The sequence below is a fragment of the Streptomyces sp. H39-C1 genome, assembly GCF_027158125.1.
In the GTDB taxonomy this organism is placed as follows: Bacteria; Actinomycetota; Actinomycetes; order Streptomycetales; family Streptomycetaceae; genus Actinacidiphila; species Actinacidiphila fildesensis.
Map to the genome: position 1 here is coordinate 25,529 of NZ_JAPVLS010000064.1, position 26,330 is coordinate 51,858.

Consider the following 26,330-nt stretch of genomic DNA (forward strand, 5'->3'; position numbering starts at 1 on the left):
ACCAGGGCCCAGATCTGCTCCAGGCCGTCGTACGGGAGTCCGGCGGTCGGCATGCCGGGGGTCGACGGGGCGGGTGCTGCCTGCTGGTATTCGGTGAGTGTGAGGTCGCGGGGTTCCACGGGATGCTCCTTGGCAGGGGGAGGGGAACGCGAAGGACCCGCCCTGCCGGGGTGGCTGGGCGGGTCCTGGGTGGCCCGGGGGCGGGCCGTGGGGCGGTGCGGCGGGGTCAGCCGAGGCTGTAGAAGGCGAGGAACGCGGCGAGGAGACCGAGGCCGATCTTCATCCACCACGGGCCGAACTCGAACGCGCCCCAGACCGCTGCGATCGCGGCGGCGCGCAGTCCCCAGCGGGCGAAGAACCCCAGCGGCTGGTGCTGCTGGAGCTCCTGGATCCGCGAGGTGCGCCGGTCCATCTCCGACTGGAGGTGCGCGCGGGTGACAGCGTCGGCCTCGTGGGTGTTCTTGAAGGTCTCGCTGTAGCCGTGCCGTTCGGACTCCAGGCGCCCGATCTCCTCATCGGCTGTCTCCATGGTCACTCCTTGGTGTGCGAAGCGGTGGCGGCCGTGAGGCCCATGGCGCCCAAGTCACGGGCGCTGAAACCGAGTTCGTCGGCCAACCTCATCATTACCACCTCCAGGTCCTCAGTCGAGACCAGGACTTCGCGCGCCTTCGAGCCGTCGGAGGGGCCGACGATGCCCAGCTGGTGGAGGAAGTCCATCAGCTGGCCCGCGAGGACGAAGCCGACGCGCAGCTTGCGCTGGAGCATCGACGTCGACCCGAACTGGGTGGACACGATCAGCTCGACCGCCTGGAGGACCAGAGCGCCGTCCGCGCCCTCGGGAAGCACCATCGCGGCCTCCCCGGCCGGGGTGGCCGGAGTGGTGCTGTCCTGCTGGGCGGCGGCCTCGCGGGCGACGTAGCGGGTGTACTGCCCGGAGTCGTCCTTGACGGCCTTGCTGTCCTTGGCCCACGTCTGCAGCCAGCCGCCGACCGTGCGCTGTGCCGGGACGGCATCGCCCAGGAGCTGCTGGAGCGCCTCGTGCAGAAGCTTGGGCGTGTAGCCGGTTTCACCGGCGGCGACCAGGAGCTCCCAGCCCTTCTCGCGCGGGTCGACCGGGCGGGTCGGGCGCGGGAGCGGAACGGCGGCGGGTGCCGGGGCCGGGCCTGCGGGCACGGCGATCGGCCCGGCGGTCGGATCCATGCTGGCGGTGACGGCGGCGAACAGCTCCGCCGCGCCGCCGAACCCCTCGAAGCCCTCCGGCACTGCGGCGGCCGGGGCCGGCGCGGTGGGACTGGTCGTTCCGGCCGGGGCCGGGTCGGAGGCGAGCAGAGTGGAGGCGTCGATGATCTCCCCGGCGTTGTCGATGGCGTGCTGCGCGGACTCGGTGAGCGTCTGGCCCTTGTAGAGGTCCGGCAGGGTGCGCGCCCACCGCTGCGGGTAGAACGCGCCGCTCTCCACCTCTGCGGAGAGCTGGTCCAGCCGCGGCCGGCGGGCGGCCGTGGCGGCGCAGATCTTGTCGGTGAGTTCGTCGACCAGGCGCCACACCTTCATCGCGGTGGGCTTCTTGGGCCCCAGGCGGGTGTGCATCGTCCACCCGGCGCCCGCGACGGGTGCGTCCTTCGGGTCGATCTTGATGTAGCCGGGAAAGAGGTACGCGAGCTCCTCCGCGTCGGAGACGGTCATGCCGACGCGCCACTTCGCCTGGATCTTCATGGTGGCGGTGACGACGTCCTGCGTGGCGCGCAGACCGCAGATCAGCTGCCGTACGCGCATCGCGCGGCCTTCTTCGGCGACCTTGTCCAGGCCCTCCTTGATGTCGAAGGGGAGGGAGGCGGTCTCGTCGCAGATGATGACGATGCCGGGGATCTCGTGGCTGATGGGCAGCTTGTTGTCGGTCTTCTTCTCCCGCATCAGCTGCTGGTAGCCCGCCTTGCGGGCGGCGATGATCTCCCCGGCCATCTTGAGCATGAGCCGGGCTTCGTCCTCGGTGTGCGCGATCCAGTCGACGACCGGTGCGGACGCGAGGCCCTCGGTGGCCCACGGGGTGATCCACGGGAGGGCGACGCCGCCGCCGGTGATGTCGATGGCCCAGATCAGCGCGTCGGGCATCCGGGCGAGCTGGGCGGTGACGACGCGCAGGGTGTTCGTCTTGCCCGCGTCGGTCTCGCCGATCAGGATTCCGCAGTCGTTGCAGAGGCTGCCGAGGGCCTTCTGGCCGTTGCGGTGCAGGCCGAAGGGGAACCGCTCGGTCAGCGTCAGCTCGGTGAAGTCCTCCGGGTAGTTGATGTCCTGGCTGATGACGTCCTGGAGGGTGACCTCGATCAGGATCGTGCCGCGGTTCGCGCCGGGGAAGATCTCGACGCCGCAGCCGTCGGCGAGGCGCATGTCGGCGGCGAACTTCGGGCCGTAGCCGCCCAGGTCGTCGGCGGTGGTGCCGCCGGCAGGAAGGTCGATCTCTACGGTGTAGCCGACCTTCTCCGGCCAGTGCTGCACGTCCTTGCCCTGGCACTTCTCGATCCGGGCGACGCGCGCCATGCGGTCTTCCCAGTCGCGCAGGATGCCGACCGACTCGCGGCGCAGCCTGAGCAGGCGCTTGCGCTCGGAGCGGGTGGCCTCCGAGCGGGTCGCGCTCGCGTTCGCGGCGATGCCGACGGCGGCCAGTCCCAGGCCGCTCGCCCAGCCGGTGGGGGTGAGGGGCGCGGTCGCCAGCGCCCAGGACGCCCACCCGGATGCGGTGATCCATGTGAGGGCGCGGGTGGTGAGGGTGCCGGGCGTGGTGCCCTCGCGCAGGTCGTGAACGACACCGGCCGCGGACGCGCCGCCCAGGGTGACGGCGGCGGCCTGCCACGGCAGTCCGGTGATCGGGGCGAGCATCACCATCGAGACGGCCGTCTCGCTGGCGTATCCGAGGAAGGTGTTGTGGCCGCTGGGCAGCGACCAGTCCCAGTGACGCATCGACATGGGGAGGTTCTCCGTCCTGGTCAGGAAGAGGGGCGTGGGATCAGCAACAAGGTGAATAGGCAGCAAGGGAGCCGGTGGCCGGCCCCGGGGTTCGGGGGCGGCCACCGGCTCCTGGTGGTGCGGGTCGTGCTGGGGTCGCAGGGTCAGCGGGGGGTGTTCCACATGGACTCGGCAGCCGGGCCCTTGCGGGGGTTGGTGTTGTGGCTGATCTCCAGCCGGTGGTCCTCGATGAACAGCTTCGCGGCCATGTCGGCGTCGTCGGCCGCTGCCCGGATCATCTGGACCAGCGTGCCGAGTTCGTCGGTGATGCGGTCGTCGACCGGGTACTGGTCACGGGTGCGCTGGTGCAGGGCCTGGATGGCGTCGGCCAGGGCGGCCAGACCGTAGGAGATGCCCTGGTACTCGGATCCGACCTGCATCATGTGGACCGGCTCGAAGGTCCGGTAGAGCACGGCCATCAGGACGCATCCGGACTCGATCCGGCCCGGCATGAACATCGCGCCCTCGCTCGCGGACGACCCGGTCGGGGTGACGTTCCACATGAACTCGTTCGTCCTCGGAGCGACGATCCGCTCGATGTCGAACGCGTGGGCGTAGCGGAAGAAGGCGACCATGCCGTCCGCGCGGGAAGCGGCGTTGACCAGCCGCTGGAACGCCTCGGAGAGCTTGGCGACGGCCCGCTTGCTGCACGGGTACTTCTGGTCGGAGTTGACGGCCATCTGCTGCACGGCCATCGCCGCGGCGCGGATGCCGTTGGGCAGGCCCGCGTACTCGGCTGCGACCTCCATCATGCTGGTCGGGCTGTAGCCGGTGTAGGAGGAGTGCGTCGCCCGCATGGCGAGAGCGAACTTGGAGTTGTTGCCGTCCAGCACGCTGCTGCCAGCGGCGAGAGTGGGTCCGGTCACGGGATCGGTGTCCTTTCGGGGGTCGTTCACGGTGAGGTTGAGCGTGTCCGCCTTGGCTTCCTTGTCGTGGCGGGCCTTGGAGCGGCGGAAGAAGAACCGCCAGATCCGTCCGGCGATACGGACGGGGAACGCGAACCCGGCGAGCGGGTCGCGGTGGTTGGTGATCAGGCGCCAGGTGCCCCACAGGATTCCCAGCGGCAGTGTGAGCAGCCCGGCGAGTCCGGCGAGGAACCCGGCTCCGGCGCAGCGCGCCCAGTGCCCGAGCTTGCGGGCGGCGACGCGGCGCATCCGGTACAGGCGGCCCGACGTCGAACCGGTCTTGCCGGTCTTGCCGGTGCCGCTGGGCGTGCCGCCCTTGCCCTTCTTGGAGCGGCGCAGCTTGCCCGCCCAGCCGCGCATCTTCTGCATCGCGCGACCGAGGCGGGACTTCGCCGGGGTGGTGGTGCCCTTGCCGCCCGAACCGGAACCGGAGCCGGAGCCGCTCCCGCCGCCGGATGATCCGCCGGAGCTGCCGGTGCCCGCGCCGTTGTTGCGGCGCATCTTGTTGCCCCAGCCTTTGAGGGTCTGCCACGCCTTGCCGGTACGGGACTGCTGACCGGCGCCGGCCTTTCCGCCTCCTCCGTTCTTGCCTCCTCCGTTCTTGCCGCCGCCGCCCTTGGGCGTGTTGGCGCCGGGGCTGGTGCCTCCGCCGCCCAGGCCGCCCTTTCCACGGCCGGCGCCCTTGCCGAGCAGGCCGCCCAGGCCGCGCCCGCTCTTCCCGGACCCGGACCCGCCGCTGCCGCCGGGGCCGCGACCGGACCCGCCGCCTGCGGCGTGACGGCCGCCGCCGGAACCCCGCCCTGCTCCGGTGCCGGTGCCGGTGTTCAACCGGCCGCCGCCTCCGTTCAACCGGCCGCCGCGTCCGTTCATCCGGCCGCCACCACCGGCAGCGCCGCCTCCCCGGCCGCGACCACCGCCGCGTCCGAGCAGACCGCCCTTGCCCGCGCCCCCACCGGTCCGGCCGGAGCCGCCACCGGAGCGGTTCGCGGCAGCGGCCTTGCGGGCGGCGGAGACCTTCGAGCGCTTCTTGCGGCCGGCCAGCGCGGCAGCGGCGACGGCCACTCCGGCAGCCCCGGCGGCGATGAGTCCGGGCACTCCGGCGACCGCGTAAGCGACGCCCGTGGCGATTCCGGTTGCGTTGGTGCCGTGGACGAGGAGAGGCAGCGCCTGGGGGCGTCCGCGGCTGGTCTTCTTCTGCTCCGGCGCCGGGTCGGTGGTCTCCGGGGGCTCGGTGACGACGGTGTATTCGGCGGTGTCGGTGCCCTCGGTGGTGGTGCCGCCGGTGGTGGTGTCCGGGGGCGCGGTCGCGGTGTCTGCCACGACGAATCTCCTTACATTGAGTAGCGGAGAGGCGAAGCGAGGCGACGCGAGGCGAGGGCGGAGACCCCCCGCAACCCCCGGTTGGAGGGCGCAGCAGGGGGCTGGGAGGGGGTTTCCCCCTCGCGTCGCCTCGCGTCGCCTCGCCTCGCCGCTACTTTCCGTAAACGGCGGGGTCGGGGGTGCAAATGGTGCTTTCCGGGCCGCTGTTCGGGCCGGATCGTGCTGGTTAGGACGGGTGACGCGGTCGGCCTGGCGGCCGCGGCCGACCCCCGCAGCACCGCCGCCGGCGGGAAGCCGAAGACGTGCTGCGGGGGACGACTGTGGGTGCCAGGAGAACCCTCGGATCAGGTTCCGCTTAGGCTGCGGCCTGCTGCGGAGCCTCGTTGCGGCCGCCCTTGAGGAGTTCGACGGCCTTGGTCTTGCGGTCCTGCGCGGAGCCGGTGGAGATGCCCAGTTCGTCGGCAATGACGCGGACGGTGACCGCGTGCTCGCCCCGCGCCTGGATCATCGCGGCGACCCGCTGCACGTCCCAGTCGACCTGGGTCATGCGGGCGAGGGCGGCGGCTTCAACCGCACGCGCCTCGTGTTCAGCGGTACGCGCCCGGCGCTCAGCCGCCTCCTCGATCGCGACCTGCTCCCGGACCTTCGAGGCGGCGATCTCTTCGGTGCCGCGCTGCGCCTCCAGGGCCTTGTTCACCGTCGCGGCGCGGTGTTCAGCCTCCCTCCGCTCGTGTTCAGCGGCCTCTTCGAGGGCCTTCCTCGTCGCGACCTCGGCCTCCACCCGGCGCTGCTCCTGCTCCGCGATGCCTGCCTTGCGGGCGGCCTCGTCGCGCTGGGCGCGGGCGGCGGAATCGGCCTGGATCCGACGCTCGTGCTCGGTGGCCTGCGTGGTCATCTGCTGCTTCTCCAGACCCCAACTGGCCTGCACCTTCTCCCGTTCGATCTGGGCGAGGGTGCGGCGCTTCTCGGTCTCGTCGGCGAGCTCCTGCGCTTCGGCTGCGGCCTGGTCTCCGGAGAGCTTGAGCGCGTGCTGACGCTTGGCCTCGCGGAGTTGAAAGTCCGCTTCGGCTCGCTGAATCTCCGCCTGAGCCTCCCGTTCCGCTTCGGCTCGGGCGATCTTCAGCTGACCCTCGGCGCGGATCTTGTCGACCTCCGCCTGAATGCGAGCGCCCCCGAGTTGAACATCGGTTTTCACTCGCTGAATCTCGGCCTCGGCACGCTGAACGGCGGCCTGGGCCTCCCTCTCGATCCGCTTGGTCTCCTCCACCAGCGGCACCCCGAGGGCACGCTCCACGCTGAACCCGAAGGGTGCCAACTTGAACGGCAGCATCTCGTTCGCCGATGCCGCCTTGCGCCACGACGTCTCGTTGTCGTCGTACTTCTGCCGCAGGCCCTCGCGGTAGATCCGCAGCTGCTGGTGCTGAGCGGCGACCACCTTGTACGGGAGGTTGTAGAGCCGCATCCGGCGAGCGAGGCGGGGAGTGACCACGGGGGAGAGGATCCACCGGGTCAGCGGGACCGACCCGAGCGGGGTGGCGCCGGCCAGCAGGTCGGCCATCCGGCCGATGTAGTGGCGGGCGGCCTCCACCGCGACGATGAACAGCACCGGGATGACACCGTGCATGGAGGACGCGAGCGGGTCGTCCGTCCACGGCCCCTTCGGTGCTGCGGCGTTGAACGCCACCGTCGCGGCGGTCAGCCCGTGGGCCGCCCAGCGCAGGATCGGCATCGGCATCCGCTTGCGCATCATGAAGAGGTCCAGCGCCAGGAGCACGAGGATGCCCGCGTCGATCCCGATGGGGAAGACGTAGGAGAAGGTGCCGAAGTCCTTGCTCTCCGCGAGGTGGCGCAGGGTGTTGTACGAGCCGGTGAAGCCGATCCCGGCGAGCACCAGGCCGCCGACTCCGGCGAAGACGGCGATCAGCCGCATGGTGCGCGGGTCGCCGTCCGGCGTGGGGCCGGCTTCCGGTGCGGTGTCGTGCTCCGGCTCCTGGACGTCGTTGTGGTCGGGGTGGTCGGCCGGGCCGGGGACGTCCCAGGAGTGCGGGTCGTCGTCGCCGTCCGGGCGGATCACGTCGGGCTTGCGGAAGTCGACGGCGGTCATGTGCTGATCTCCGGGTCGTCGGTCGGGATGAACGGGTCCAGGGCCAGGCCCACGCACAGCCGGACCGCGCCGAACACGGCGAGGCCGACACCGAAGTGCAGGCAGGTGGGCCACAGGCCGTTCGCGAACAGGTCGAACAGGGCGAGGACGGTGGCGGCCACGGCGATGACCGTGGCCAGCAGGGGCGCGAGCGAGCCGCGCGCCGCGTACGTGTCGTCCGTCGTCTTGGCGGGAGCCGGGGCTGCGGTTGTACTCACCGGTCACCCCCGCTGGTAGCGTTGGCCATGCGAATCGCTCCTTGTCAGCGGATCGCGAGAACAAAGGAGAGGCCCCCTTGCCGGGGCCTCTTTTGCTTTGCCGAGCCGTTCCGGCTCTCCGGCTCCGCCACGGCCTGGTCGGCGGTGGCGGAGCGGGAGAACCGCCGGCCCCGGCGCGGAGGTGGACTCCGGCCGGGGCCGCGGCGGGTAGCGCGAGGTGCGACATCAGTCGCGGTGCTCCTTGAGGTACTGAGCGAGCTGTATCTTCACGCTCGCCATGCCCGTGTACGCGGACATCGCAGGCCAGACGCCGTGATTCTCTTCCGCCCGCCTCAGCAGCTGGTGCGCCTCACGGACCAGTTCGTCCGGGTCGGCGTCGATGTGGCGAAGCGGGCTGAGCATGCGGGCGAACATCCCGGCCATCGGGTTCTCCTTCGTGGTGTCGCTCCTGGACTGTCACCAGGAGCTGGAGGCGGTACAACGGGGCCGCCCGGGGTGCGGGCGGCCGATGTGCGGCGGTGCTGCGGGGCGGGCGGCGATTTGCCCGGCGCTCCCGTCGGACGGGAAGCGGTCAGGCCGCGTTGCGGGCCCGGTTGCGGGCGGCGCGGCGCTTCATAGCCCGGCGCTCGCCCTCGCTGAGCCCGCCCCAGACGCCCCCGTCCTCGCCCATCTCCAGCGCCCACTGGAGGCAGGTCTCCATCACGGGGCAGCGGCGGCAGACGGCCTTGGCCTCCTCGATCTGGAGCAGCGCCGGGCCGGTGTTGCCGATGGGGAAGAACAGCTCAGGGTCTTCCTGCGTGCAGGAACCGAGGCCGCGCCAGTCGGTGTTGACCGGCAGATCGGCGGAGGGGGCGTAGCTGGTGCGTACGATGGAGCGGTTCATCAGGGCCTCCCAGAAGGTCCGAAGCGAAGAGACAGCCCCGGGGTAGCCGCCCCGGGGCTGTTGCGTGTTGTGGCGGCCGATTGGCCGAAGCGGGCGGGAGCTCCCGGCGCTCTCCGCCGGCCCCGCCCGGAAAGGCGCGGGGACGACGGGCAGTGCCGGGTTCAGCGCTGCTTGGACTGGCGTGCGTTGTAGGCGTCCTGGAGCCGGGCGAACCGCTCGTGGACCGGCTCCCCGGCCCCACACCGCTGGTCGGCCTGGCAAGCCGCGCAGCCGCTGGTGTGCTCGGTGGAGTCGCTGAACGCCTTCATGTAGCGCACGTACAGGTCGTCGGTCTGGCGGGCGGTCATCGGCGGTTGGCCTCCGACCGCTTGTTCTGCTCCGCGTTCTTCTGCGAGAGCGCCTCGCGTTCGGCGTCGGTGAGGCTGGTGATCACGCCATCACCACCCAACCGGCGGGAAGTGCAGCGGCGTTGGGCAGGACCCACAGGGCGATGTCGACGTGGAAGGCGTCCTCGGGCTCGTAGCCCTTGGAGTCGTCCTCGCGCTCGATGTCATCGACGATCCCGGCGGTCGGCCGCGGGGCGGTGCGTGTCATGCTGATCTGCATCAGGTCCTCCAGTCGGTCCTGGACAGCCCCGGGATCCCTAGTCCTTGGGGCTGTCGCCGTTCTGGCCGCCGTACGAGCAGCCACGGCCCCGGCCTCCCCGCGCTGGTCGGGGAGGCCGGGGCCGTGGGCGTTCGTGAGGCGGTCCTACTGGCTGAGCTGCTCCACCCTCGTCGCGAGCAGCGTGATCGCGCTCATGAGGTCGGCGCGCTCCCAGTCGTTCAGCTGCGGGCCGCCGGCCTTCTTCGGAGTGAGCGCCTGGAGGGTCACGACCAGCGCGTCGTGGGCCCGCTGGAGGTCGGCCCGGCGGACCGAGTCGGCGGTCGACGCCCACTTGAGCTCGCGCAGCAGCCACAGGCTCTGCTCGCGCTGTTCCGCCAGGTCCTCGCGGACCGTGAGTGCCGCGCGGCGGGCGGGCTCGGTGCGGCGCTTGTGCGCGACCAGGTGAGCGAGGCGGCTTCCGTCGGCGCAGCGGGTGCGGCCGGAGGGAGCGCAGGTCACGCAGTTCCTGGTGTGCGCCTCGTACGTCTTGAGCACGGCCTTCGCGTCCAGGAGCGGCGACAGGATCTGCATAACGGCCGGGGCGACCTCGACCTTCGGCTTCCGGGTCACCCGGTTCACGCTGCGGCCGTTGGTCTCCGCGAGGCCCTCCGCCAGGCGCCGACGCCACCGCTCGACATCCACGTCGATGATGACCCGACGGTGACTGCCGCCCTTGCAGACGACCGCGTTGGCGGTGCCCGCCTTCTCCGTGTGATGGGGCACCAGCTTCGTCCGGCCCGGCTGCCCGTTCGGACGGTTGATCGGGACCCACGTGCGGCAGGACGGGCAGACCAGCGAGATGCAGGCCGGGTCCAGGTCGTACTCGTGCGTGGCGATGTGGGAGATACGGATCGGGTCCAGCTCATTGCGGTTGCGGTGACGGGAGCGGGTGCGCCGGACACGCTCCTGGGCGGTGCGCTCGGCGGTGGCGACAACAGACATGTGAACTCCTCACGGACGGAGCGGACGGTGGGTGCGTCGCGGGTGTGCTCTCCGCCTCTGCAGGACATCCGGCTAGGCCGGGGTCCCGCAGGACGGACAACGCATCAGCGCTGCGGACTTCACGCAGCAAACCCCTGAGCCGAAGGCTCAAGTCCGGAGGAGTTAGTGGTGCCTCATGGTGCAAAGACTCCGGTGCCACCGAGGTGGCGATCTACTGCGGTGGTGCGAGTGCGTAGCCCCACTCGACTGCGTTAGGGCTATCGCTATCGCCTAGTAGAGACCACGCGACGGCGTGGAGTCAATAGCGATAGCTCTATTCGTGTCGGGCGGTTGTGCTGAGCCGTCGCCGACTGATAGAGCTAGCCCTAGAATCAAGACCACGCAGCACTTCGAAAGGTGGCTCCGATGCCCGTCTCGTACCGCGACATCGCCGCTGACCTGCGACAGCAGATCAGCGTGGGGCGGTACATGCCGGGCGACAAGCTGCCGATGCTCACTGAGCTCCAGACGACATACGGCGCCGGTTACCAAACGGTGCGCAGCGCCATCGCCCTTCTGGAGCAGGAGGGCCTGGTGGTGGCGGTCCGCCGCAGAGGCACCATCGTTCGCGAGCGTCCGGAGAAGCAGCGCATCACCCGGTCGCGTCAGGTCTTCCGGGACGAGATCGGCTACTACTTCGACCCGGCCGCGCAGCCTTGGGTAGCCCTGGAGCCGCCCTCCGTGCGCTGGGGCATCGTCCCCGTCGACCTTGCAGCCCTGATGGGCCTCAGCACTGGGTCCGAGGTCCTCATTCGCGACCGCGTGATGGGCGATCCCGAGAGCAGGAAACCCAAACAGCTGGCTACCAGCTACCTGCCGGCCGACGTCGCCCGAGGCACTCAACTCGCCGAAGCCGACACCGGCCCCGGCGGCATTTACGACCGCTTGGAAGAGATGGGGCACCGGCCTCTGCGCTGGAGTGAGGGCGTCTCGGCCCGCATGCCCTCCCCCGAAGAGGCCGAAGCCCTCAACCTGCCCGCCGACGTCGGCGTTCCCCTCCTGCGTGTCGTACGTGTGGCGGCCTCTCCCAGCGGAGAAGTCCTCGAACTCAACGACACCCGGATGAGCGCCGAAGAGTTCGAGATCGGCTACAGCATCCGCCGGCACTCCAGCGCGCGCCTCTCGGATGTGGACGACGACGAAGACGAGCACTGAGCACCACCTCCCTGACCGAACTTGATTGCGTGCAGTTCGGTTCTAAGCCCGGGGGAGCTGCAGTTCCAGATCTGACATGTGGCCGGGTGAACTGGCCACATCAGCCACAGGATTGGGGCGGGGATGGCACAGAAACCACGGGAGCTCACGCCTTGGGTATCGCCCCTGCACAACTGGGGCTACGAGCTGCGCGAGCTGCGGAATCTACGCGGTCTCAGCCTCCGCGTGTTGGCGAAGCGAGCCATGGTCGACCATTCCCACCTGGGACGATTCGAGCGTGCCGAGCGGATGGCCACCCGCGAGCAAGCGGCTCTGCTGGACGGCGCGTTGGGCGCGAACGGCATGTTGTTCCGGCTGTGGGAGCGCATCGGTGACGAGCGTGGCCATGTGGCCAATTCGCCGGTTCATGTGGCCAAGTCGTCGGTGGATCTGGCCCTGGCCATGCCCGACCAGGCAGCGTCGGACGAGGGGATCTCGGTCCCGTGTCGTCTACGTGATGGGTCGGTGGTCTGGGTGGCTATGAATCGGCGTGCGCTGCTGCGCAGCGGAGTGGGGCTGGGGGCTGCGGCCGCAGTCGGCATCGGTTCGCCGGCGCTGGCGGATTCGGGTGCCGTGCCGGGCCTGGTACGCAAGGCGCGGGCTGCGTCGGCGTACGGGTCGACGCCGGTGGAGCATCTGCGTCTCACCCGCCGCCTGCTGATCGACAACGACAACCTTCTCGGTCCCCGGCACGCGATCAGCGCGACGCGCGACCACCTCCAGGTCATTCAGGAGATCCGGCGGGACGCGAAGGGCGCCGACCGGCGCGACCTGATGGAGCTCCAGACGCAGTACGGCGAGTTCCTGTCCTGGCTCTACCAGGACCTGGGCAACCCGAAGGCGGCGTCGTACTGGCTGGACCGGGCGATGCAGTGGTCGAACACCGTCGGAGACGACGACCTGAGCACATACGTCATGGCCCGCAAGGCCCAGCTCGCTGGCGACACCGCGGACCTGGTCGACGTGGTCGACCTCGCCGAAGCCGCCCAGCGGATGGCGCGGCCGCGCAGCCGGCTCGCCGCTGTGGCCCGGACCTACGAGGCGTACGGGCACGCGTTGCGCGGTGACGCTGATGAGAGCGAGCGGGCGATCGACGATGTCCGCAACGCCCTCGATGGCGCCACCGCCGACCCCACCCCGTGGGGCGTGTGGCTGAACGCGTCGTACGTGGAGGTCCACCGCGCCCAGGGCCTGGAGGCTCTCGGCAAGCACGACCAGGCCGCGGACGCGTTCGGCGCTGCGATCCGGATGATGCCCGACGGCTACCACCGTGACCGCGGCGTCTACATGGCGCGGCAGGCCGTGGCGCTTGCCGGTGCCCGCGCCCCGGAGCAGGCCGCCGCCATCGGGATGCACGCGCTGACCGTGGCGGAGGACACCGGCTCCGGCCGGATCACGAACGAGCTGGCCCGGCTCGACAAAGCCCTGATCCCCTGGCAGCGCGAGCCGGTCGTGTCCGAGTTCCGTGCCAACTTCGACTCCACCCTCTTCCACGAGACAGAAACGGAAGCCTGAGCAGATGACTGCCCGCCCGTACGTCGTGCTGTCGGCCGCCATGTCGGTCGACGGCTACCTGGACGACACCAGCCCCGAGCGGCTGCGCCTGTCCAACGCCCCCGATTTTGACCGTGTCGACCAGGTCCGCGCGGAGTCCGACGCAATCCTGATCGGCGCGAACACGATGCGCCGGGACAACCCGCGCCTCCTGGTCAACAGCGCCGAACGCCGTGCCCAGCGCGTCGCCGACGGCAAGCCGGCCTACCCGCTCAAGGTCACGGTCACCCGCACCGGCGACCTTGCCGCCGACCTGAAATTCTGGCACCACGGCGGCGACAAGCTGGTCATCACTGTCGACGACGCGGTGGAGAAAGTCCGCGCGACGCTCGGGGACCTCGCCGACGTCGTCAGCGTCGGGCCGGACCTCGACTGGGGCCTGGTCCTCGATGAGCTCGGGCGCCGCGGCATCAAGCAGCTGATGGTGGAGGGCGGAGGCACGATCCACACCCAGCTCATGGCCGCGGACCTGGCCGACGAAGTGCACCTGGCCATCGCGCCGCTGCTGGTGGGTCAGCCGGAGGCGGCTCGCTTCCTCGGTGCTGGCGACTATCCGGGCGGGTCGACCGCCCGGATGAAGGTGCTGGAGGTCCGGGCGATCGACGACGTGGTCTTCGTCCGCTACGCGCCGAAGGAGCGCGGCTGATGTACGCGCCCGACCGGTGGCAGGACATGCAGTGGATGAGGCGTGCGATCCGCCTTGCGGAGATGTGCCCGCCGGCCGCAGGTGCCTACTCGGTCGGCGCGCTCATCATCGACGAGGACGGTGTCGAGATCGCGGCCGGGTACTCCCGGGAGGCGGACCCGCGTGAGCATGCGGAGGAGGCCGCTCTCGGGAAGCTGCGGACGAACGACCAGCGCCTCGCCGGGGCGACGATCTACAGCACGCTGGAGCCTTGCTCCCAGCGGCACTCGCCGCGTACCCCGTGCGCGCAACGGATTCTCGCTGCTGGGATTCCGCGGGTGGTCATCGCGTGGCGGGAGCCGTCGCTGTTCGTCGACGACTGCGTCGGTTACGAGCAGTTGGTGGAGGCCGGGGTCGCGGTCGTGGAGCTGCACGAACTGGCGGCGTCCGCGCGGGAAGTCAACGCGCACCTGGGCGGGCTGGCCTGATGAAGCCTCAGCGACTTACCCACTGGGTGACCCACCTCAGTGACGAGTTTCCTGTCAAACGCCGCAATACTTCTGGCATTCAGGACTTCTCGGGCGTAATGCGTTTTCGACCCCCGCATGTGTCGTCACAGGGGGTTAGGGTGATCGCAGATTTGATCTATAACGGCGAGAACCCCCAAGACCGGGCATGGTCCGCTGGGGGCTCTCGAACGGGGCTAAGGCCTCGTTGGGCGACGCACCTTAAGGGAGGTGATCGCGGGATGAAGGCTACCCGCCAGCGCGGAACTACATGCGCAGCTGCGCCGTTTCACCCTCGCGATCACGCCATCGGGTGCGCGCCTGGACAGCCTGACGCCAACCGCCGCATTCGGGGGGTTGGGATGACCTAGTGGCCATCGACCGCGCGCGCCAAAAGAGTGGACTGCTAATCCACTTCGGCCCCGCGCGGCCCGTCGCCGACCAGATCAACATCCAGGTCGGCCGCCCAGTCGCCGGTTCACACCCGCCGCTGAGCTCCAGCTCATCGAGCTGGTCCTTCTTCACCTAGCAAAACCCCGCCTTCCCAAGCGGGTCGCTCCACTCGGTCCGCCAAGACCGATCTGCTCCACCGGCCCGCCAAGGCCACTGAAACCGTTCCACCGGCCCGCAAAGGCCACTGAAACATCCGTTCGAATCACCACAAGGAAAGAAAGGCTCGCCTCTGGATCTTCGTCCGGCCGCCCGCTCCTCACGGAGTGGGCGGTCCCCTCACATCTCCTCAGTCGCCCCTTCCCGCGTAGCGGGCGGAGGTGCGGCCATGAATCTGAAAGGTTGTAACGCCATAGTGCACGATCCGGTGTCCCTCTGTCAGCTTGAGTTTGCCCGTTTCACCCCAGTTCGAGAGTCGCGGACTTCCCGCGCGACGGGATCCACCCACACCATTTACGCAGTTCGCGGCATTAGTCACCATAACGTTTTGGTCACGGGTGTCACACCGTCGCGGATCTGGACACCTTCTTCTCGCGAGGGGCTGTACGTGCTCGCGGCCCGGACTCTGTCCACAGGTCCGGTCCTCCAGGCTCCCCGGATGATCCGTTCCTTCGCGCCGCGCCCGCGACTCCGTCCGGGTGGACCGGTGAGCGCCGCGGCCGCGCCGGGCGCCCCGCTCATGCACCCCCGCTCGGAGTTCATCGACAACTTGGTCGACGAGATGCCGCAGCAGGACGTCATCCCGTGTGGCGGGACGGTTTCCAAGATTGTTGCCCGCCATGCGGGAGCGCCGGGGGTGATCGGGGCTCACCGGCCTCTGTCCACAGGCCGCCTGGTGCAGGGTCGGCGGGTGGATGACGAATCGTGCGTTCCGGCTGCTCAGGGAGGTGTCCGCTTTGGCGTGTACACCAGCCCGATGACGACACAGAAGATCTCGGTCCTCGGCGTCTCCGCCACTCCGGTCGGGGCGGTGGGCCGATGAGCGCGGGCGCGGCGGCGGCCGTGCTGGACCACCCGCTGTGGGACGACGTCGACAACTCCGTCGGCGAAGCCCTGCTTCCCGGGCAGCGGTCCGCGCTGCGGTCGGTGCCGGCCTCCGGGAAGCCGGACAGCAAGGGCCCGGAGGACCCGCTGCGTCTCGGTCGCCCGATGCGGCTGCGGCTGCTCGCCGCGGTCCGGGCGCTGCTGGCGGATCCGTCGATCGCGGGGCAGTCGGACGTGGCGAGGCTCGCGGCGGTGGTGCTGTACGCGAAGTCGCGGGCACCGAAGGGCCAGAAGAACGACAACCAGACCTCGATCTGGGTCGCGGAGCTGGGCCGGTGGCTGGGGGTGGGCGAGTCGACGGTCAACCGCCGGGTGCTGGCGCCGCTGCGGAAGTCGGACGGCGTGCACACCAAGGAGAAGAGGAACGCGAAGGGGCACCCGACCGGGCTGGACTGCCTGGTCATGCCGCTGTGGAAGGCCCGTAAGAGCGGGGGAGCGGGGCACCCGTTGGCGCTGACGAAGGCGGAGCTGGCGACGCTGCTGCACCTGTGTGAGGCGCTGTTCGGGCACGGCTGGACGCCGGAGAACAAGAAGCCGACGCCGCCGGGGCTGCTGGCCGGCCGGCGGGGCAAGGGCGCTGCGACCGACCGGCTCGGACTGCTGCTGATGGTGCTGAACACCCGGGCCTCGGGCTGGCTGCAGCTGTGCGGCGGCTCGGTGAAGGTCAAGGAGGGGCGGGGAGCGGCGACGCTGGCCCGGCTGCTGGGCTGCTCGCCCTCGGGGGCGCGGAAGGTCTTGGCGCGGCTGACGGAGGCCGGTGTCGTGGCGCGGCAGCGCAAGGCGACGTCGACGCGGATGCGCGGCCGGGCCCGGGTCATGCTGCTCCCCGTGGCCCGCGCGTACGGCCGCACCCTGGCCCCCGTGGAGGCTGTTTCGGGGCCCGGTGCCGTGTTTTCGCAGCGTCCCGATAGTGCAGTCGGAGATCATGCTCCGGCCGGTGCTGCTGGTGCCCTTGGTACGTCTGGGATCGGCGGTGCTGAGCACCCCGGAGATCCGGCGGATCAGGAGCGTCCCGGTAGTGCAGAGCTCCACGCAGACCACGCTTCTATGGCTACTCCCGTCGTTCCTCTCCAGCTTGATTGTGGCTTTTCCGGCGAAGGCCGTGGGGCTGAAGGCCGTCGGCCGGAGCGCGTGTGCGTACGCGAGGACCAGGCCGCCGACGGCGAAGCCGCCGTTGCCGGGACCGGGTCGCCGGTGGCCGGGGTTGGCCCGCTGCGCGGGGAAAAGCCGAATGAGTCCTCGGTCGATGAGCGGGTGGGGCAGCGCGCTGCCGTAGCTGGCGCTGGTGGCCGGCTGAAGGTCGTGGGTGGTGGAAAGGCGCAGCAGCAGCGGAGGGTGGGCCTTCCGGCTGATCTTCGTCTGCGGGTGGCTCTGGGGCCGGTCTCGTGGCTGTGGGAGCGGCTGAAGAACGGCTGGCAGCAGGACCAAGTGGAGGCGGCCGCGAAGGCGGAGCTGGCGCAGATGGTGGGCCTGGGAGTGGCGCCGGAGGGTGCGCCGCGGCTGCTGGCCGACCGGCTCACCGACCGGCTGGCGGAGACCGGCGGCGAGGCCCTGGTCACCGGCCCGTACGGATGGCTGATCGGGCGGGGTCTGCCCCAGCGGCCGGCCTGCTCGCACCGCAAGTGCGACGACGGGGTCCGGCTCGACACCGGGGAGGACTGCGAGAACTGCGGCAACGTTTTGCACCTGCGCCGTGCCCGCCGTGCCCGGATCGGTGCGGACATCGACCGGGAGCTGCCCGGCCTCGCTGATGCTGAGCGCCGGCGGGTCCTCGAGGAGCGGCTGCGCGAGCAGGCCGCCCTGGAGGCGGAGGACTTCGTGTGGCGCCGTGAGCAGGCCCGCGAACAGCAGGCCCGCCGGGAGGAGACCCGCGCGACTGCCCAGGAGCGGGCGGAGCGCGAAGCGGCGGCCGCGGCTGCTGCTGATGCGGTGGGCCAGGCCCAGCCGTGCGAGGACTGCGGGCAGGAGCGGGCGGCCGGGCTGTGCGAGGCGTGCGGCTACCGCCGTCAGACCGAGACGCTGCTCGGTGAGGCCGGTCTCCTCGCGGCGGCCTGGTCCGCCGACCTGACCGACCCGGGCAACATCGCGGCCGTCGCCGCCGGGGCCCGGACGGCCATCACCGACAGCGTCTCCGCCGCATGGCAGGAGTTCCTGCAGATCACCGACGTCGCCGCGCTGGAGGCCAACCCGGGGGCGGCGGAGGGCGCGTACGCGTACACCGCGTTCCAGACCGCGCAGCAGGCCGTGCAGGAGTACCAGGACACCGCCCTGGCGATGCTGGGCCGGACTGAGGAGGCCGAGACCGAGGCCCGGCAGGCGTACCGGACCGAGCAGGGCCGCCACTGGTTCCAGCACAACCCGGGCGGCGCGGACGCTGTCGCCGCCGCGACGAGGGCCGCCGATGACGCCCGGGAGCGTGTGGCTGAGTGCATGCTGGCGACCCGGGTGGAGCAGCTGCGCGAGCAGGCGGCGCGCACCGGGCAGGCCGCGGCCGCACGGTGGTCGAACCGGCTGCCCGAGCTCGCCGCCCGCGCCCTCGATGGCGACGCGGCCGGGGCGGTGATCGCGTGACCACCGAGCTGTCCGGCGTCGACCTCGCCCGCCAGGCCCTGCTCGCGGCCCGGGAAGCGGCGAAGAAGAACGGTGCCACCCGCCAGAAGCCGAAGCGGCGCACCGGCACGGCCGTACGGCGCGATGGGCGCGAGCCTCTTGGGCTGGGGAGCGCGATTGGGATGATGATGACGGAGCGCGGCATGGTCGCCCCGGCCGCCGGCGGAAGTGTCCTCGCCCAGTTCGAGGCCATCCTTGCCGCGGCCGCGCCCGAGCTCGCCGGACGCGTGAAGGCGACGGCGTTCGACGTGGACAGCGGGCGCCTGGACGTCGTTCCCGACGCTCCGGCCGTCGGCACGCAGCTTCGCTGGAGCGCGCCGAAGCTGATCGCGGCGGCCAACGCCGTCGTGTCCGGCGCCAACGTCCGCGCCGTGCACGTCCTGGCGCCCGCCCCCGTGAAGGCCGGCCCCGACACGGCGCCCGCCGCCCCGGACCCGCAGCCGGCGGGGCCCCCCGCGCCGGTACAACGCCGGACGCCGCCGGACGGCTACCGCCGCGCCCTCGAAGCCCACCGCCAGGCCGCGCCGCCGCCCCGGGTCGATGCGGGCATCGCGGCAGCGTTGGAGCGGCAGAATGCCGCGATGCGGGAGCTGTCCCGCCAGGCGTTCCCCGAGCCACCCGCCGTGCCGGATGACGTGCCGGCCCCGATCGACCAGGCCCGCGTCCAGCGCCGCCGCCAGGCCGCCGTGACCGAGGCGGCCGCGCTGCGCAGGGCACGGCAAGAACGCGCGGGCATCGCCGTGCCGCAGGCCGTTGCACTGCGTACGACGGCGTGAGCGGCTTACCGTGCGGCGGGTGGGCTCGTTGTTTCCCGCGGGAAACAACGATCCGTTGACCGGGCGGTCAGGAGGTCTGCGCCTTCGCGGGTGCGCCGTCCAGGGAGTCGAGGAGCTCGCCGAAGGTGGGCTTGGCTTCGTCGTACTCGAAGGTCATGGCGGCGGCGAGAGCTTGCCACCGGCCGGTGCTGCGCCCGCAGTGCTCCAGCAGGATCTTCAGGGCGAGTTCGGGTTCGTGGCGGGTGAGGACCTCATCGGCGGGGATCTGGCGCAGGTGCTCCAGGGTGTGGTGCCGGGACTTGACCAGGGCCCGGTACACCTCGGAGCGCAGGAGGATTTCGTCGACGGCGGGGGAGTCGAGCCAGGACTGCAGAACGGCCGCCGGGTCGGGGTGCCGGTCGAGTTCGTCGTCGCTCAGCAGCCGCAGTACCCCGTCGTCTTCGTCCTCGGGGGCCGGGACGGCGGCCGCCGCTTCCAGGAACCAGCCGGGGCCTTCGATCTTCTCGGCGATCCAGGCCAGCTCGGCGGGGTGCAGCATGCTCAGGGCGTCGGTGACTGCGGCGCGCGGGGTGTGCGGGTTGGTGGCGAGCGTGGCCAGGGTCTCGGCGCGGCGGTGTTCGGAGTGGCGTTCCAGGAGCCGGGCTGGGCGGTCGTAGTCGGCGGGGAGGCTGTCGTCGACGATGCGGATCCGGGTCGGGCTCGGTGCGGGGGAGACGACGGCAGGCTGGTCCAGGGCGGCGAGCTGGGCGCTGGCGCCCGCGAGGTGGTCGGGGTTGGCGCTGAGGAGGGCCAGGTCCTCGGCGAGGCGCCGGACACGGCCGTCGAACTCGTAGTCGCCCTCCTGCTTCTCGGGTGGGCTGAGCAGCTGACCGCGGGCTACGAGGGCGTCGGCGGCCGCGTGCAGCTGCGCGGCGGCCAGGGCCGCCAGGCGCGGGTTGTTGTCGACGCGGCGGGCGATGTGGTGCAGGGTCCTGCGGGCTGTCACCTGCGGGTTGGGCAGGTTGGCGAGCTCGGGCAGGCACAACGCCGGCAGGCAGGCCAGCAGCAGGTCCTCGCTGAGGGCGGAGGCCGGCTCTTCTGCGGGGAGTCCTCCATCCGGGTCCGCCTCGCTGGACGGGTAGCCGGCGAGGGCACGGGCGTCTTCCCGGGCCTGGGTCTCGGCCTGGTCCAGGAGCAGGTGCTGGACGGCCGTACCGAAGGTGGGGTGCGCGGCGAGCTCCGCCCACCGCTCGGGACACCGGGCCAGCATCGACCAGGCGCTGCGGCCCCCCAGCTCCAGCGACCAGTCCTTCGTGTACGCGGTCACGGCCTCCCAGCCCTCTTCGGGTTCCGGGAGGAGCAGGTACGCGGCGAGCGGGGTCAGGCACGCCTCAAGGACGGCGTCGAACAGCGCCTGCGGCACCGGCGGGGGCGGCACGCTCTTTTCGGTGCGGGTGTACTGGTCGGGATCCCAGTCGGCCACGACCCGCTCCACCTCGTGGTCGGCCAGGCGGGGCAGGAGAGCGACCGCGGCCTCGACCTGGCCGGGGTGCCGGGCCAGGGCGGAGACCAGTCCGGCCCACAAGCGGCGGTGGCGCACGATGGCGGGGACGTCGTCGGCGCTCACCGTGCCCGCGGCCGCGAGCGCGGCCAGCAGCTTCTCGTCACCGTGCACCAGGAGCCGTCCCCGCAGCCGTTTGGCGGAGGTGCGGGCCAGCAGCGCGGGCAGTGCGGCCTTGAGGGCTTCCTCCCGCCACTGGTCGGCCCGGGAGTCGAAGCCGCCGGGCGTCGTCGCCGGGGCGCACAGGGCCTCGATCACCGTCTTGAGGGCTTCCTTGGGGAGGTCCTCGCTCATCGCGAGATCCCGCCACAGCGGATACGTACGGGCATTGACCATCCGCGGATCCCCTCCCACACCTGACCCGGCGTCACTGCCCGGTCGCCATCCGTTCGACGACCGTACGGCGCACCCGGGCCCGCGCGGGCCGTGATCCACCAACTCGACCCGAACCGTGCCCGCAACCGGCTCTACTCAGCCGGCGCGCTCTCCTGCGCCGTGGCCCGCAGGAGGATTCCGTGGGCCGCGGCGGTGTCTCCCGGCCGCAGCGTCCACGGCACGGACGGGATCTCTGTGAGCCACCCGTCGGCCAGGAGCCGCTGGACGATGGTGGCGCGCAGCGTTCGCGGCCAGCCCAGGGTGGAGCACAGCTGCCCGTACGAGGGGCCGTGCCCGTGCCTGGTCCGGAACACGGCGGTGACCTGCGCGGCTTGCAGGCCATGGTGGGGATGGGTCTTGTTCCAGGCGTCGTACGCGTCGTGTTCGGGGCGTGGGTCCTTGCCGGTGGTGGTGAACGCGGACGCCACCCGGGCGCGGGGGAAGCGGCACACGGCGCAGTGTTCGACCGCTTCGGCGTTCTGCCGCACCTCCGGGCGGGCCCGCAGCTTCCACCGCTTCCATTGCGACGGGGTGGTCCGGTCCCGCTTGCGGACCTTCCACTGACCTTGCCGCGGTGGGGAGTCGTCCGGGTCGGCCTGGTGGGGGAGGCGTCCGGCCAGGTGCCGCAGGGAGGAGTCGAGCCGGTAGCGGTCACCGTCGAGCTCGGTGAGGAATCCGCCGGCCACCAGGTCGGGCAGGTGATCGAGGCAGGCGTGCGGCAGATCATCCGGCAACGCGCCGTTCAGATGGGCGGAGGCGTGGCCGGCCAGGAACAGGGCGGCGAGCCGGGCAGCCGGCGGCATCGGCGTGACCAGCGGGTCAGCCAGCGTGCGCAGGGTCCAGCCGGAGACACGCGCCCGCGGACTCTCCCCCAGGGGAAGAGGGTGGTCCTCCGGCCTGACCGCCAGGGCCGGCACCGTCACCAGGTCAGCGTCCTGGTCCAGGAGCAGGTCGGGAATCTGCCAGCCCAGGTCTCGCAGATCGGCGACGGCCCGGTCCGCGTCGTGAAGCCGAAGGGCCCGCAGACCGGCGCCCGAGATCCTGCCCGTGCCGCCCCGCGCGGCCCTCACGGCGATGACCACGGCGAGCAGCTGGGCGTCGGGCGAGGACAACGACAGGGCGGCCGTGTAAGAGAGAAGAAGGCGGGCGGCGTGCCCCTGCGGAATGGTCAGCAGGAAGGACGCCGCCGACGCTGGAGGTGCGGCAAACTTCGGCATGACCGGGATTCTCCACCGCCGACGGCAACCCTGACGGCGCGGGCGTCAACCACAGTGCCGCGCCACACCCGTTCCGGTGATCTCCGGCCGACAGCCACCCGCTGTGATCAGGGCCGACACCAGACTCACGCTCGTGCCCGATCCCCATACCCCTCTCCCCTCCGCCGACGCTCCCGACGGGGCAGGCCCGACAACGGCCGGCACCGGGAGGGTCCGCTTCTCGCTCGCACGGTGGGTGCTCGCCCCGCGCACGACGTGGCAGGCGCGGCGCCTGGCCGCCGACTTCGGCGAGGGGATGGACGCGAGGACCGCGTGGGCGATGGCCCGGCTCGCCCGCCATCCCGATGAGCACGGCTACGCGATGGCCCACCTGGACGACGAACAGCGCGCTGCTGACTGACCGCAGTGCGGCGTTCAGGCGCCGGCCTCCGGATCGCTGGGCTCTCGCTGCCCGGCCTGCTCTGCGGCCAAGGCCCTGTCGGCGTCGCGTGCGGCAGTGCGCTCCTGGTCGTTGAGCCAGAGCGCGTTCCCGAGGTAGTACATGGCGACGATGCCGGCGCCCATGAACGCGCCCCAGCCCAGAGCCAGGACGAAGAGGTTGGAGTCGGTGCGCTGACCGCTGTAGGCCATGCCCTGACCGGTCGTGAACAGCCACGGAAACCAGGTGATCCGGCCGAAGCCCGGGTCCGCGTGCCAGTGGCCGCCCATGCGCCACCCCAGCAGAGGGACCGACGCGAAGCTCACGCAGGCCACGCAGTACATGAAGGCGAAGAAATCGTTCTCGATGAAGTCGTGCCCGTTGTGAATCCCGAGGTAGGCGATCCCGGGCAGGAAGAGCACGACCGCCAGGCCCAAGCCGAGCACATCTCCGCGCCGTCGAACCGGTCCTGCCGTCACGTTCCACCCACTCCTGCTGCCGCCGTTGTCCCGGGCACCGTATCGGGCACGGGCACGGCCCCGGCCGCTTGGGCGGCGGTCCGGCCTCGGCAACAGCGCCTTCTCAGCCATTGCCCGTGATGAACCGGGCACGCCGGGCCATTGCGGGTGTGGCCAGGCTGCGCCCGCTTCATGATCTGCGTCAGCGGGGCGCGTCGGGCGGCCTGGTGGCAGGGGAGTTGAGCGGTGGCAGTGACCGAGCTGTTGGTCGCGGACGAGATCATGTCCCGCCTGTCGGAGCAGGCCCGTATGGAGGTGGCGCTCAACCTGCACAAACGGGACTGCCAGACCTGCGGGGCGCCGCTCGGTGAGCAGACGCCGGCGCTCGCCGTCGACGACTGCGGCCCGTTCCTGAGCGCGACGCTCAACCACCAGGACTGCCGCCCCTCGGGCTGGTACGAGATGCGTACGGTCATGGTCGGCGCGCACGTGTCCTGGACCAGCCGGTTCTTCACCCTGCCGATGGACGAAGAGGGTGAGCGCGGTCCGCGGGCGACGTTCATCGTCTGTCCGCACCTGGAGACGGTGCACCTGGACCAGGACGGCGGCGACGGCTGGAGCGTGAACACCGAACGGTTCTGGCGGGCCCGCGGCTTCCGCCCGATGGGCCGCGAGCTGATCGTCGACAAGTGGGTGGCCGACCAGGCCCCGCCCCGCGCCAAGCTGACCGGCTCCACCGTCCACATCGACGCGGGCCTGAACGGACAGTGGTCCTCATCGGCGAACCTGGACACCATCAAGGCATGCCGCGCGCTGGGCGGGCTGCTGCTGGGCATCTCCACCGTCTGCGAGCCGACCTCCACCACCGGCCCGAACGACATCCTGCGCTACGGGGCCGGCGGCCACATCTACCTCGGCTGGGTCCCGCTGGTGTGAGCGAAAGAAGGACGGCTGTGGTGTCTGCGTCAGCGTGCGGCCAGGATCAGCAGGAGAAGGGGAGAACACTATGACGGAGCAGGACCGCATCTACCACGGTGTGCAGCCGGTCGAGGATGACGACCAGCAGTGCCGAATCCTGGTGGAGAAGAGGAAGCTGGGGCCCACCGAGCGGCAGGTCGACGACCTCGTCCTGTACGAGCTCACCCCGAAGGACGCTGAGGGTCTGGGCGGGTTCGAGTGGGGATACAGCGGGTCCGGCCCCGGCCGGGCCTCCGACGCGATCCTCGCCGACGCCTTGGGCCTGGGCGACCCCTGGACCAGTGGGTTCACAGGAGGGCCCGCCGACCCGGTACTGCAGGCGCTGAGCGTCGACTTCGCCTCCGATGTGATGGTCCAGTGCTGCTCGCAGTGGCGGCTCAGCCGTCCCGGCGTCCTGCGTTGGTGCCGCGGCTGGTACGCGCAGCAGGGTGTCAACGATCTCCCCGCCGCCCTGGTTGACCTTCCTGAACTGACCAGCAGCAGCCTCTGACTGCACCTGCAAGCCTCACACGGCGTTTCCGCAGGTGGAAGCGCTGTGGGCGTGACCCTGTGAGCTGTGAGCGGATGCCTGCCGCGAAGGGGGCGGAGCCTCGCGGTGTGCTGGGCATGACGGGGCCGGGGTAGGTAAACTGGGCGACGAAGACCCTGGATTCGTCCCTGGTAGCCCCGAAAGGGGCAGGCCACACGCCCAGGGTTCAGGCTTCATCGAAGGCCGTCCGGCATCCGCCGGGCGGCCTTCTTGCATGTCCACCCCCATCCCCTCAATTAATCCGGACGGGTTAAAAAAATAGGTTAAAGACTAGGGTAAACAGTGCTAGGGTGAGGGCACGAAAGGAGATCCACCCATGGCATCCGAGGAAGAGCTGTTCGCGAACATCGACGCACTGCTGGAGGAGGAGCCGCAGCTCCCACCCCCGGCGGAGCGCGCCCGGCTGCGGGAGGCCGCCGGTATCACCCAGGCCCGCCTCGCGACCGCGCTGAAGACGTCGACGCAGACGGTGAAGAATTACGAGAACGGCCGTTCCGAGCCGAAGCCGCCGCGCCTGGAGGCGTACCAGCGGCTGCTGAACGGGTGGGCGGCGAAGTACCCCGCCCACGCCGTCCCCGCCGCTCCCGCTCCGGTCATCGCACCGCAGCCGCAGACGGTGCCGGAGACGTTCACCGGCCCGGCCGCGCCCGAGGTGCCCGAGCCGGAGACCACCGTGCCGGTGGAGGCGCCTGCGGCCCCGGTTGCCCCGGAGCGTCCGGCTGCCCGTCCGGCGACGTCGTCTCGCCGCCCGGCCGCGAAGAAGGCGGCGAAGCCCGCGGTCGACCCGCGCTTCCCGCACGGTCCGCTCGCGGTGCTGGACGGCGACGGCTCCGCGTACGGCGTCGACGGCCTGGTGCTCGACTGCCCGGCGACCACGGTCGTGGAACTGGTGGAGTGGACGCTGCGCGAGGCCGGCCTCGGTGCGCCGAAGTTGCACCGCAACGGCAAGGACGCCGACCCGCTGATCGTGCTCACCGCCGCGGCCGCCGTGAAGCTCGGGCTCCCCGAGCACCTGGAGGACCGCCGGGGCCTGCGCCTGGAGGAGGACCACCCGGTCGTCAAGCAGGTCCTCAAGGCGAAGTGGCAGCTCACCAAGCGCGGATTCGGGCCGTGGGCCCGCATCTACCGCAAGGCCACCGGCGCCCAGCGCCAGTGCGTGCAGCTCGCGATCCTGCCCTGGGACGCCCTCGATGAGCGTTCCTGGCCCGGCGTCACGGACATGGCACCGGCCGACATCGCCCGCGTCCTGGGCATCTACGCCCAGCGGGTCAGCACCCCGCGCGGCTCCACCGCCGTCTCCGGCCTGGAGCTGATGACCGCGCTGCGCCCGCCGACCCGCCCCGTGCGCGACGAGGAGACCGGCAACTGGGTGTCCGGCCCCAACCCCGGCTCGCTGGGCACGGACGCGATGGACCCGGCCCCGCCGGAGGGCCAGCCCGAACACCCCGCCGTCCACAGCATCGGCTGGGAGGGCGGGTTCCTGAACGAAGAGGCGTACAACTGGGTGCGGCCGGTGGAACTGCTCAGCGATGAGGAGTGCACGCTTCCCTACGCGATCGGCCTCGACCTCAACACCGCGTTCCTCGCGGCCGCCGCCCGGCTCACGGTCGGCCTGTCCGCCCCGGACCACTTCAACAACCCGAAGTTCAACCCCAAGATCCCCGGGTCCTGGCTGGTCGACCTCTCCCACGTGGAGATCGACCCGCGCCTGCCCTCACCGTTCACGCGGTCCGGCGAGCGCCCGACCGGCCCCGCCTGGTACCAGACGCACACCGTCGCCTACGCCCAGGAGCTCGGCTACAACGTCGAACCGATCGAGGCGTACCTGCGCCGCGAGACCGGCGCGTACCTCGACCCCTGGCACGACCGGCTCAAGACCGCCTACGTCGACACCCTCGCCGACATGGGCGTCACCAAGGACCTGACCGACACCGAGTTCCTCGCGGCGATGGCACGCCACC

The 26,330-nt window shown here is 71.2% G+C and carries 24 protein-coding genes; 11 read left to right on the forward strand and 13 right to left on the reverse strand.

Annotated features, from left to right (window positions below; genetic code table 11):
• Nucleotides 1-226: 226 nt before the first annotated feature.
• The 10 genes from O3W51_RS32970 to O3W51_RS33015 all read right to left on the reverse strand — a co-directional run bounded on the left by O3W51_RS32970 (nucleotide 227) and on the right by O3W51_RS33015 (nucleotide 10,056).
• A complete protein-coding gene (locus O3W51_RS32970; protein WP_269288035.1) occupies nucleotides 227-529 on the reverse strand; it encodes a hypothetical protein in 303 nt (100 codons plus the stop codon).
• A 2-nt stretch (nucleotides 530-531) separates the two neighbouring features.
• Nucleotides 532-2,961, reverse strand: coding sequence for a DNA translocase FtsK (locus tag O3W51_RS32975; RefSeq protein WP_443048367.1), 2,430 nt, complete (start codon nucleotides 2,959-2,961; stop codon nucleotides 532-534).
• Nucleotides 2,962-3,104: 143 nt separating this feature from the next.
• Nucleotides 3,105-5,225, reverse strand: a complete 2,121-nt coding sequence (locus O3W51_RS32980; RefSeq protein ID WP_269288037.1) for a hypothetical protein — start codon at nucleotides 5,223-5,225, stop codon at nucleotides 3,105-3,107.
• A gap of 355 nt (nucleotides 5,226-5,580) precedes the next feature.
• On the reverse strand, nucleotides 5,581-7,329 hold the full coding sequence (locus O3W51_RS32985; protein WP_269288038.1) for a DUF2637 domain-containing protein: 1,749 nt from the start codon (nucleotides 7,327-7,329) through the stop codon (nucleotides 5,581-5,583).
• Nucleotides 7,326-7,586, reverse strand: a complete 261-nt coding sequence (locus O3W51_RS32990; RefSeq protein ID WP_269288039.1) for a hypothetical protein — start codon at nucleotides 7,584-7,586, stop codon at nucleotides 7,326-7,328. The genes O3W51_RS32985 and O3W51_RS32990 overlap by 4 nt, the downstream gene beginning before the upstream one ends.
• Nucleotides 7,587-7,811: 225 nt before the next feature.
• Nucleotides 7,812-8,009 (reverse strand): hypothetical protein, encoded by a 198-nt coding sequence (locus O3W51_RS32995; protein WP_269288041.1) that lies wholly within the window; start codon nucleotides 8,007-8,009, stop codon nucleotides 7,812-7,814.
• A gap of 148 nt (nucleotides 8,010-8,157) precedes the next feature.
• A complete protein-coding gene (locus tag O3W51_RS33000; RefSeq protein ID WP_269288042.1) occupies nucleotides 8,158-8,469 on the reverse strand; it encodes a WhiB family transcriptional regulator in 312 nt (103 codons plus the stop codon).
• Nucleotides 8,470-8,630: 161 nt separating this feature from the next.
• Nucleotides 8,631-8,816 carry a hypothetical protein gene (locus O3W51_RS33005; protein WP_269288043.1) on the reverse strand — a complete coding sequence of 62 codons (186 nt, stop codon included), beginning with the start codon at nucleotides 8,814-8,816 and terminating at the stop codon, nucleotides 8,631-8,633.
• An 82-nt stretch (nucleotides 8,817-8,898) separates the two neighbouring features.
• Nucleotides 8,899-9,075 carry a hypothetical protein gene (locus O3W51_RS33010; RefSeq protein ID WP_269288044.1) on the reverse strand — a complete coding sequence of 59 codons (177 nt, stop codon included), beginning with the start codon at nucleotides 9,073-9,075 and terminating at the stop codon, nucleotides 8,899-8,901.
• Nucleotides 9,076-9,219: 144 nt separating this feature from the next.
• Nucleotides 9,220-10,056 (reverse strand): hypothetical protein, encoded by an 837-nt coding sequence (locus O3W51_RS33015; RefSeq protein WP_269288045.1) that lies wholly within the window; start codon nucleotides 10,054-10,056, stop codon nucleotides 9,220-9,222.
• 405 nt (nucleotides 10,057-10,461) lie between these two features.
• Here O3W51_RS33015 and O3W51_RS33020 point away from each other — a divergent pair, with 405 nt between their 5' ends.
• From O3W51_RS33020 to O3W51_RS33050, 7 genes are all read left to right on the forward strand, one after another.
• Nucleotides 10,462-11,250 (forward strand): GntR family transcriptional regulator, encoded by a 789-nt coding sequence (locus O3W51_RS33020; protein ID WP_269288047.1) that lies wholly within the window; start codon nucleotides 10,462-10,464, stop codon nucleotides 11,248-11,250.
• A gap of 123 nt (nucleotides 11,251-11,373) precedes the next feature.
• Nucleotides 11,374-12,804, forward strand: coding sequence for a helix-turn-helix domain-containing protein (locus tag O3W51_RS33025; RefSeq protein WP_269288050.1), 1,431 nt, complete (start codon nucleotides 11,374-11,376; stop codon nucleotides 12,802-12,804).
• Between the two features lie 4 nt (nucleotides 12,805-12,808).
• Complete coding sequence (locus tag O3W51_RS33030) at nucleotides 12,809-13,489, forward strand: RibD family protein (RefSeq protein ID WP_269288052.1); 681 nt, start codon at nucleotides 12,809-12,811, stop codon at nucleotides 13,487-13,489.
• Entirely contained in the window at nucleotides 13,489-13,956 is a 468-nt protein-coding gene (locus O3W51_RS33035) for a deaminase (protein ID WP_269288054.1), read from the forward strand. The genes O3W51_RS33030 and O3W51_RS33035 overlap by 1 nt, the downstream gene beginning before the upstream one ends.
• Before the next feature lie 1,114 nt (nucleotides 13,957-15,070).
• Entirely contained in the window at nucleotides 15,071-15,406 is a 336-nt protein-coding gene (locus tag O3W51_RS33040) for a hypothetical protein (RefSeq protein ID WP_269288057.1), read from the forward strand.
• Nucleotides 15,403-18,039 (forward strand): hypothetical protein, encoded by a 2,637-nt coding sequence (locus O3W51_RS33045; RefSeq protein WP_269288060.1) that lies wholly within the window; start codon nucleotides 15,403-15,405, stop codon nucleotides 18,037-18,039. The genes O3W51_RS33040 and O3W51_RS33045 overlap by 4 nt, the downstream gene beginning before the upstream one ends.
• A complete protein-coding gene (locus tag O3W51_RS33050; protein WP_269288062.1) occupies nucleotides 18,036-18,854 on the forward strand; it encodes a DciA family protein in 819 nt (272 codons plus the stop codon). Before O3W51_RS33045 ends, O3W51_RS33050 begins: the two co-directional genes overlap by 4 nt.
• A gap of 67 nt (nucleotides 18,855-18,921) precedes the next feature.
• Here the strand turns inward: O3W51_RS33050 and O3W51_RS33055 are convergent, their stop codons facing one another.
• Entirely contained in the window at nucleotides 18,922-20,730 is a 1,809-nt protein-coding gene (locus tag O3W51_RS33055) for a hypothetical protein (protein WP_269288065.1), read from the reverse strand.
• A 131-nt stretch (nucleotides 20,731-20,861) separates the two neighbouring features.
• Nucleotides 20,862-21,986, reverse strand: coding sequence for a hypothetical protein (locus tag O3W51_RS33060; protein WP_269288066.1), 1,125 nt, complete (start codon nucleotides 21,984-21,986; stop codon nucleotides 20,862-20,864).
• 133 nt (nucleotides 21,987-22,119) lie between these two features.
• Between O3W51_RS33060 and O3W51_RS33065 the strand changes: the two genes are divergently transcribed.
• A complete protein-coding gene (locus O3W51_RS33065) occupies nucleotides 22,120-22,386 on the forward strand; it encodes a hypothetical protein (RefSeq protein WP_269288067.1) in 267 nt (88 codons plus the stop codon).
• A gap of 14 nt (nucleotides 22,387-22,400) precedes the next feature.
• On the opposite strand, the gene O3W51_RS33070 is transcribed toward O3W51_RS33065, so the two are convergent.
• On the reverse strand, nucleotides 22,401-22,883 hold the full coding sequence (locus tag O3W51_RS33070; RefSeq protein WP_269288069.1) for a hypothetical protein: 483 nt from the start codon (nucleotides 22,881-22,883) through the stop codon (nucleotides 22,401-22,403).
• A gap of 225 nt (nucleotides 22,884-23,108) precedes the next feature.
• On the opposite strand from O3W51_RS33070, the gene O3W51_RS33075 reads away from it, so the two are divergent.
• From O3W51_RS33075 to tap, 3 genes are all read left to right on the forward strand, one after another.
• Nucleotides 23,109-23,798, forward strand: a complete 690-nt coding sequence (locus O3W51_RS33075) for a hypothetical protein (protein ID WP_269288071.1) — start codon at nucleotides 23,109-23,111, stop codon at nucleotides 23,796-23,798.
• Between the two features lie 70 nt (nucleotides 23,799-23,868).
• Complete coding sequence (locus tag O3W51_RS33080) at nucleotides 23,869-24,330, forward strand: hypothetical protein (RefSeq protein WP_269288074.1); 462 nt, start codon at nucleotides 23,869-23,871, stop codon at nucleotides 24,328-24,330.
• Between the two features lie 355 nt (nucleotides 24,331-24,685).
• Nucleotides 24,686-26,330, forward strand: a 1,645-nt coding sequence (gene tap / locus O3W51_RS33085) for a telomere-associated protein Tap (protein ID WP_269288076.1), incomplete at its 3' end; no start/stop codon positions are given.

Excerpts from the sequence above, each read along its gene's own strand:
- O3W51_RS32970 (WP_269288035.1), bottom strand. The coding sequence starts at position 529 with ATGGAGACAGCCGATGAGGAGATCGGGCGCCTGGAGTCCGAACGGCAC.
- O3W51_RS32975 (WP_443048367.1), bottom strand. The coding sequence starts at position 2,961 with ATGTCGATGCGTCACTGGGACTGGTCGCTGCCCAGCGGCCACAACACC.
- O3W51_RS32985 (WP_269288038.1), bottom strand. The coding sequence starts at position 7,329 with ATGACCGCCGTCGACTTCCGCAAGCCCGACGTGATCCGCCCGGACGGC.
- O3W51_RS32995 (WP_269288041.1), bottom strand. The coding sequence starts at position 8,009 with ATGGCCGGGATGTTCGCCCGCATGCTCAGCCCGCTTCGCCACATCGAC.
- O3W51_RS33000 (WP_269288042.1), bottom strand. The coding sequence starts at position 8,469 with ATGAACCGCTCCATCGTACGCACCAGCTACGCCCCCTCCGCCGATCTG.
- O3W51_RS33005 (WP_269288043.1), bottom strand. The coding sequence starts at position 8,816 with ATGACCGCCCGCCAGACCGACGACCTGTACGTGCGCTACATGAAGGCG.
- O3W51_RS33010 (WP_269288044.1), bottom strand. The coding sequence starts at position 9,075 with ATGCAGATCAGCATGACACGCACCGCCCCGCGGCCGACCGCCGGGATC.
- O3W51_RS33015 (WP_269288045.1), bottom strand. The coding sequence starts at position 10,056 with ATGTCTGTTGTCGCCACCGCCGAGCGCACCGCCCAGGAGCGTGTCCGG.
- O3W51_RS33020 (WP_269288047.1), top strand. The coding sequence starts at position 10,462 with ATGCCCGTCTCGTACCGCGACATCGCCGCTGACCTGCGACAGCAGATC.
- O3W51_RS33025 (WP_269288050.1), top strand. The coding sequence starts at position 11,374 with ATGGCACAGAAACCACGGGAGCTCACGCCTTGGGTATCGCCCCTGCAC.
- O3W51_RS33030 (WP_269288052.1), top strand. The coding sequence starts at position 12,809 with ATGACTGCCCGCCCGTACGTCGTGCTGTCGGCCGCCATGTCGGTCGAC.
- O3W51_RS33035 (WP_269288054.1), top strand. The coding sequence starts at position 13,489 with ATGTACGCGCCCGACCGGTGGCAGGACATGCAGTGGATGAGGCGTGCG.
- O3W51_RS33045 (WP_269288060.1), top strand. The coding sequence starts at position 15,403 with ATGAGCGCGGGCGCGGCGGCGGCCGTGCTGGACCACCCGCTGTGGGAC.
- O3W51_RS33055 (WP_269288065.1), bottom strand. The coding sequence starts at position 20,730 with ATGGTCAATGCCCGTACGTATCCGCTGTGGCGGGATCTCGCGATGAGC.
- O3W51_RS33060 (WP_269288066.1), bottom strand. The coding sequence starts at position 21,986 with ATGCCGAAGTTTGCCGCACCTCCAGCGTCGGCGGCGTCCTTCCTGCTG.
- O3W51_RS33080 (WP_269288074.1), top strand. The coding sequence starts at position 23,869 with ATGACGGAGCAGGACCGCATCTACCACGGTGTGCAGCCGGTCGAGGAT.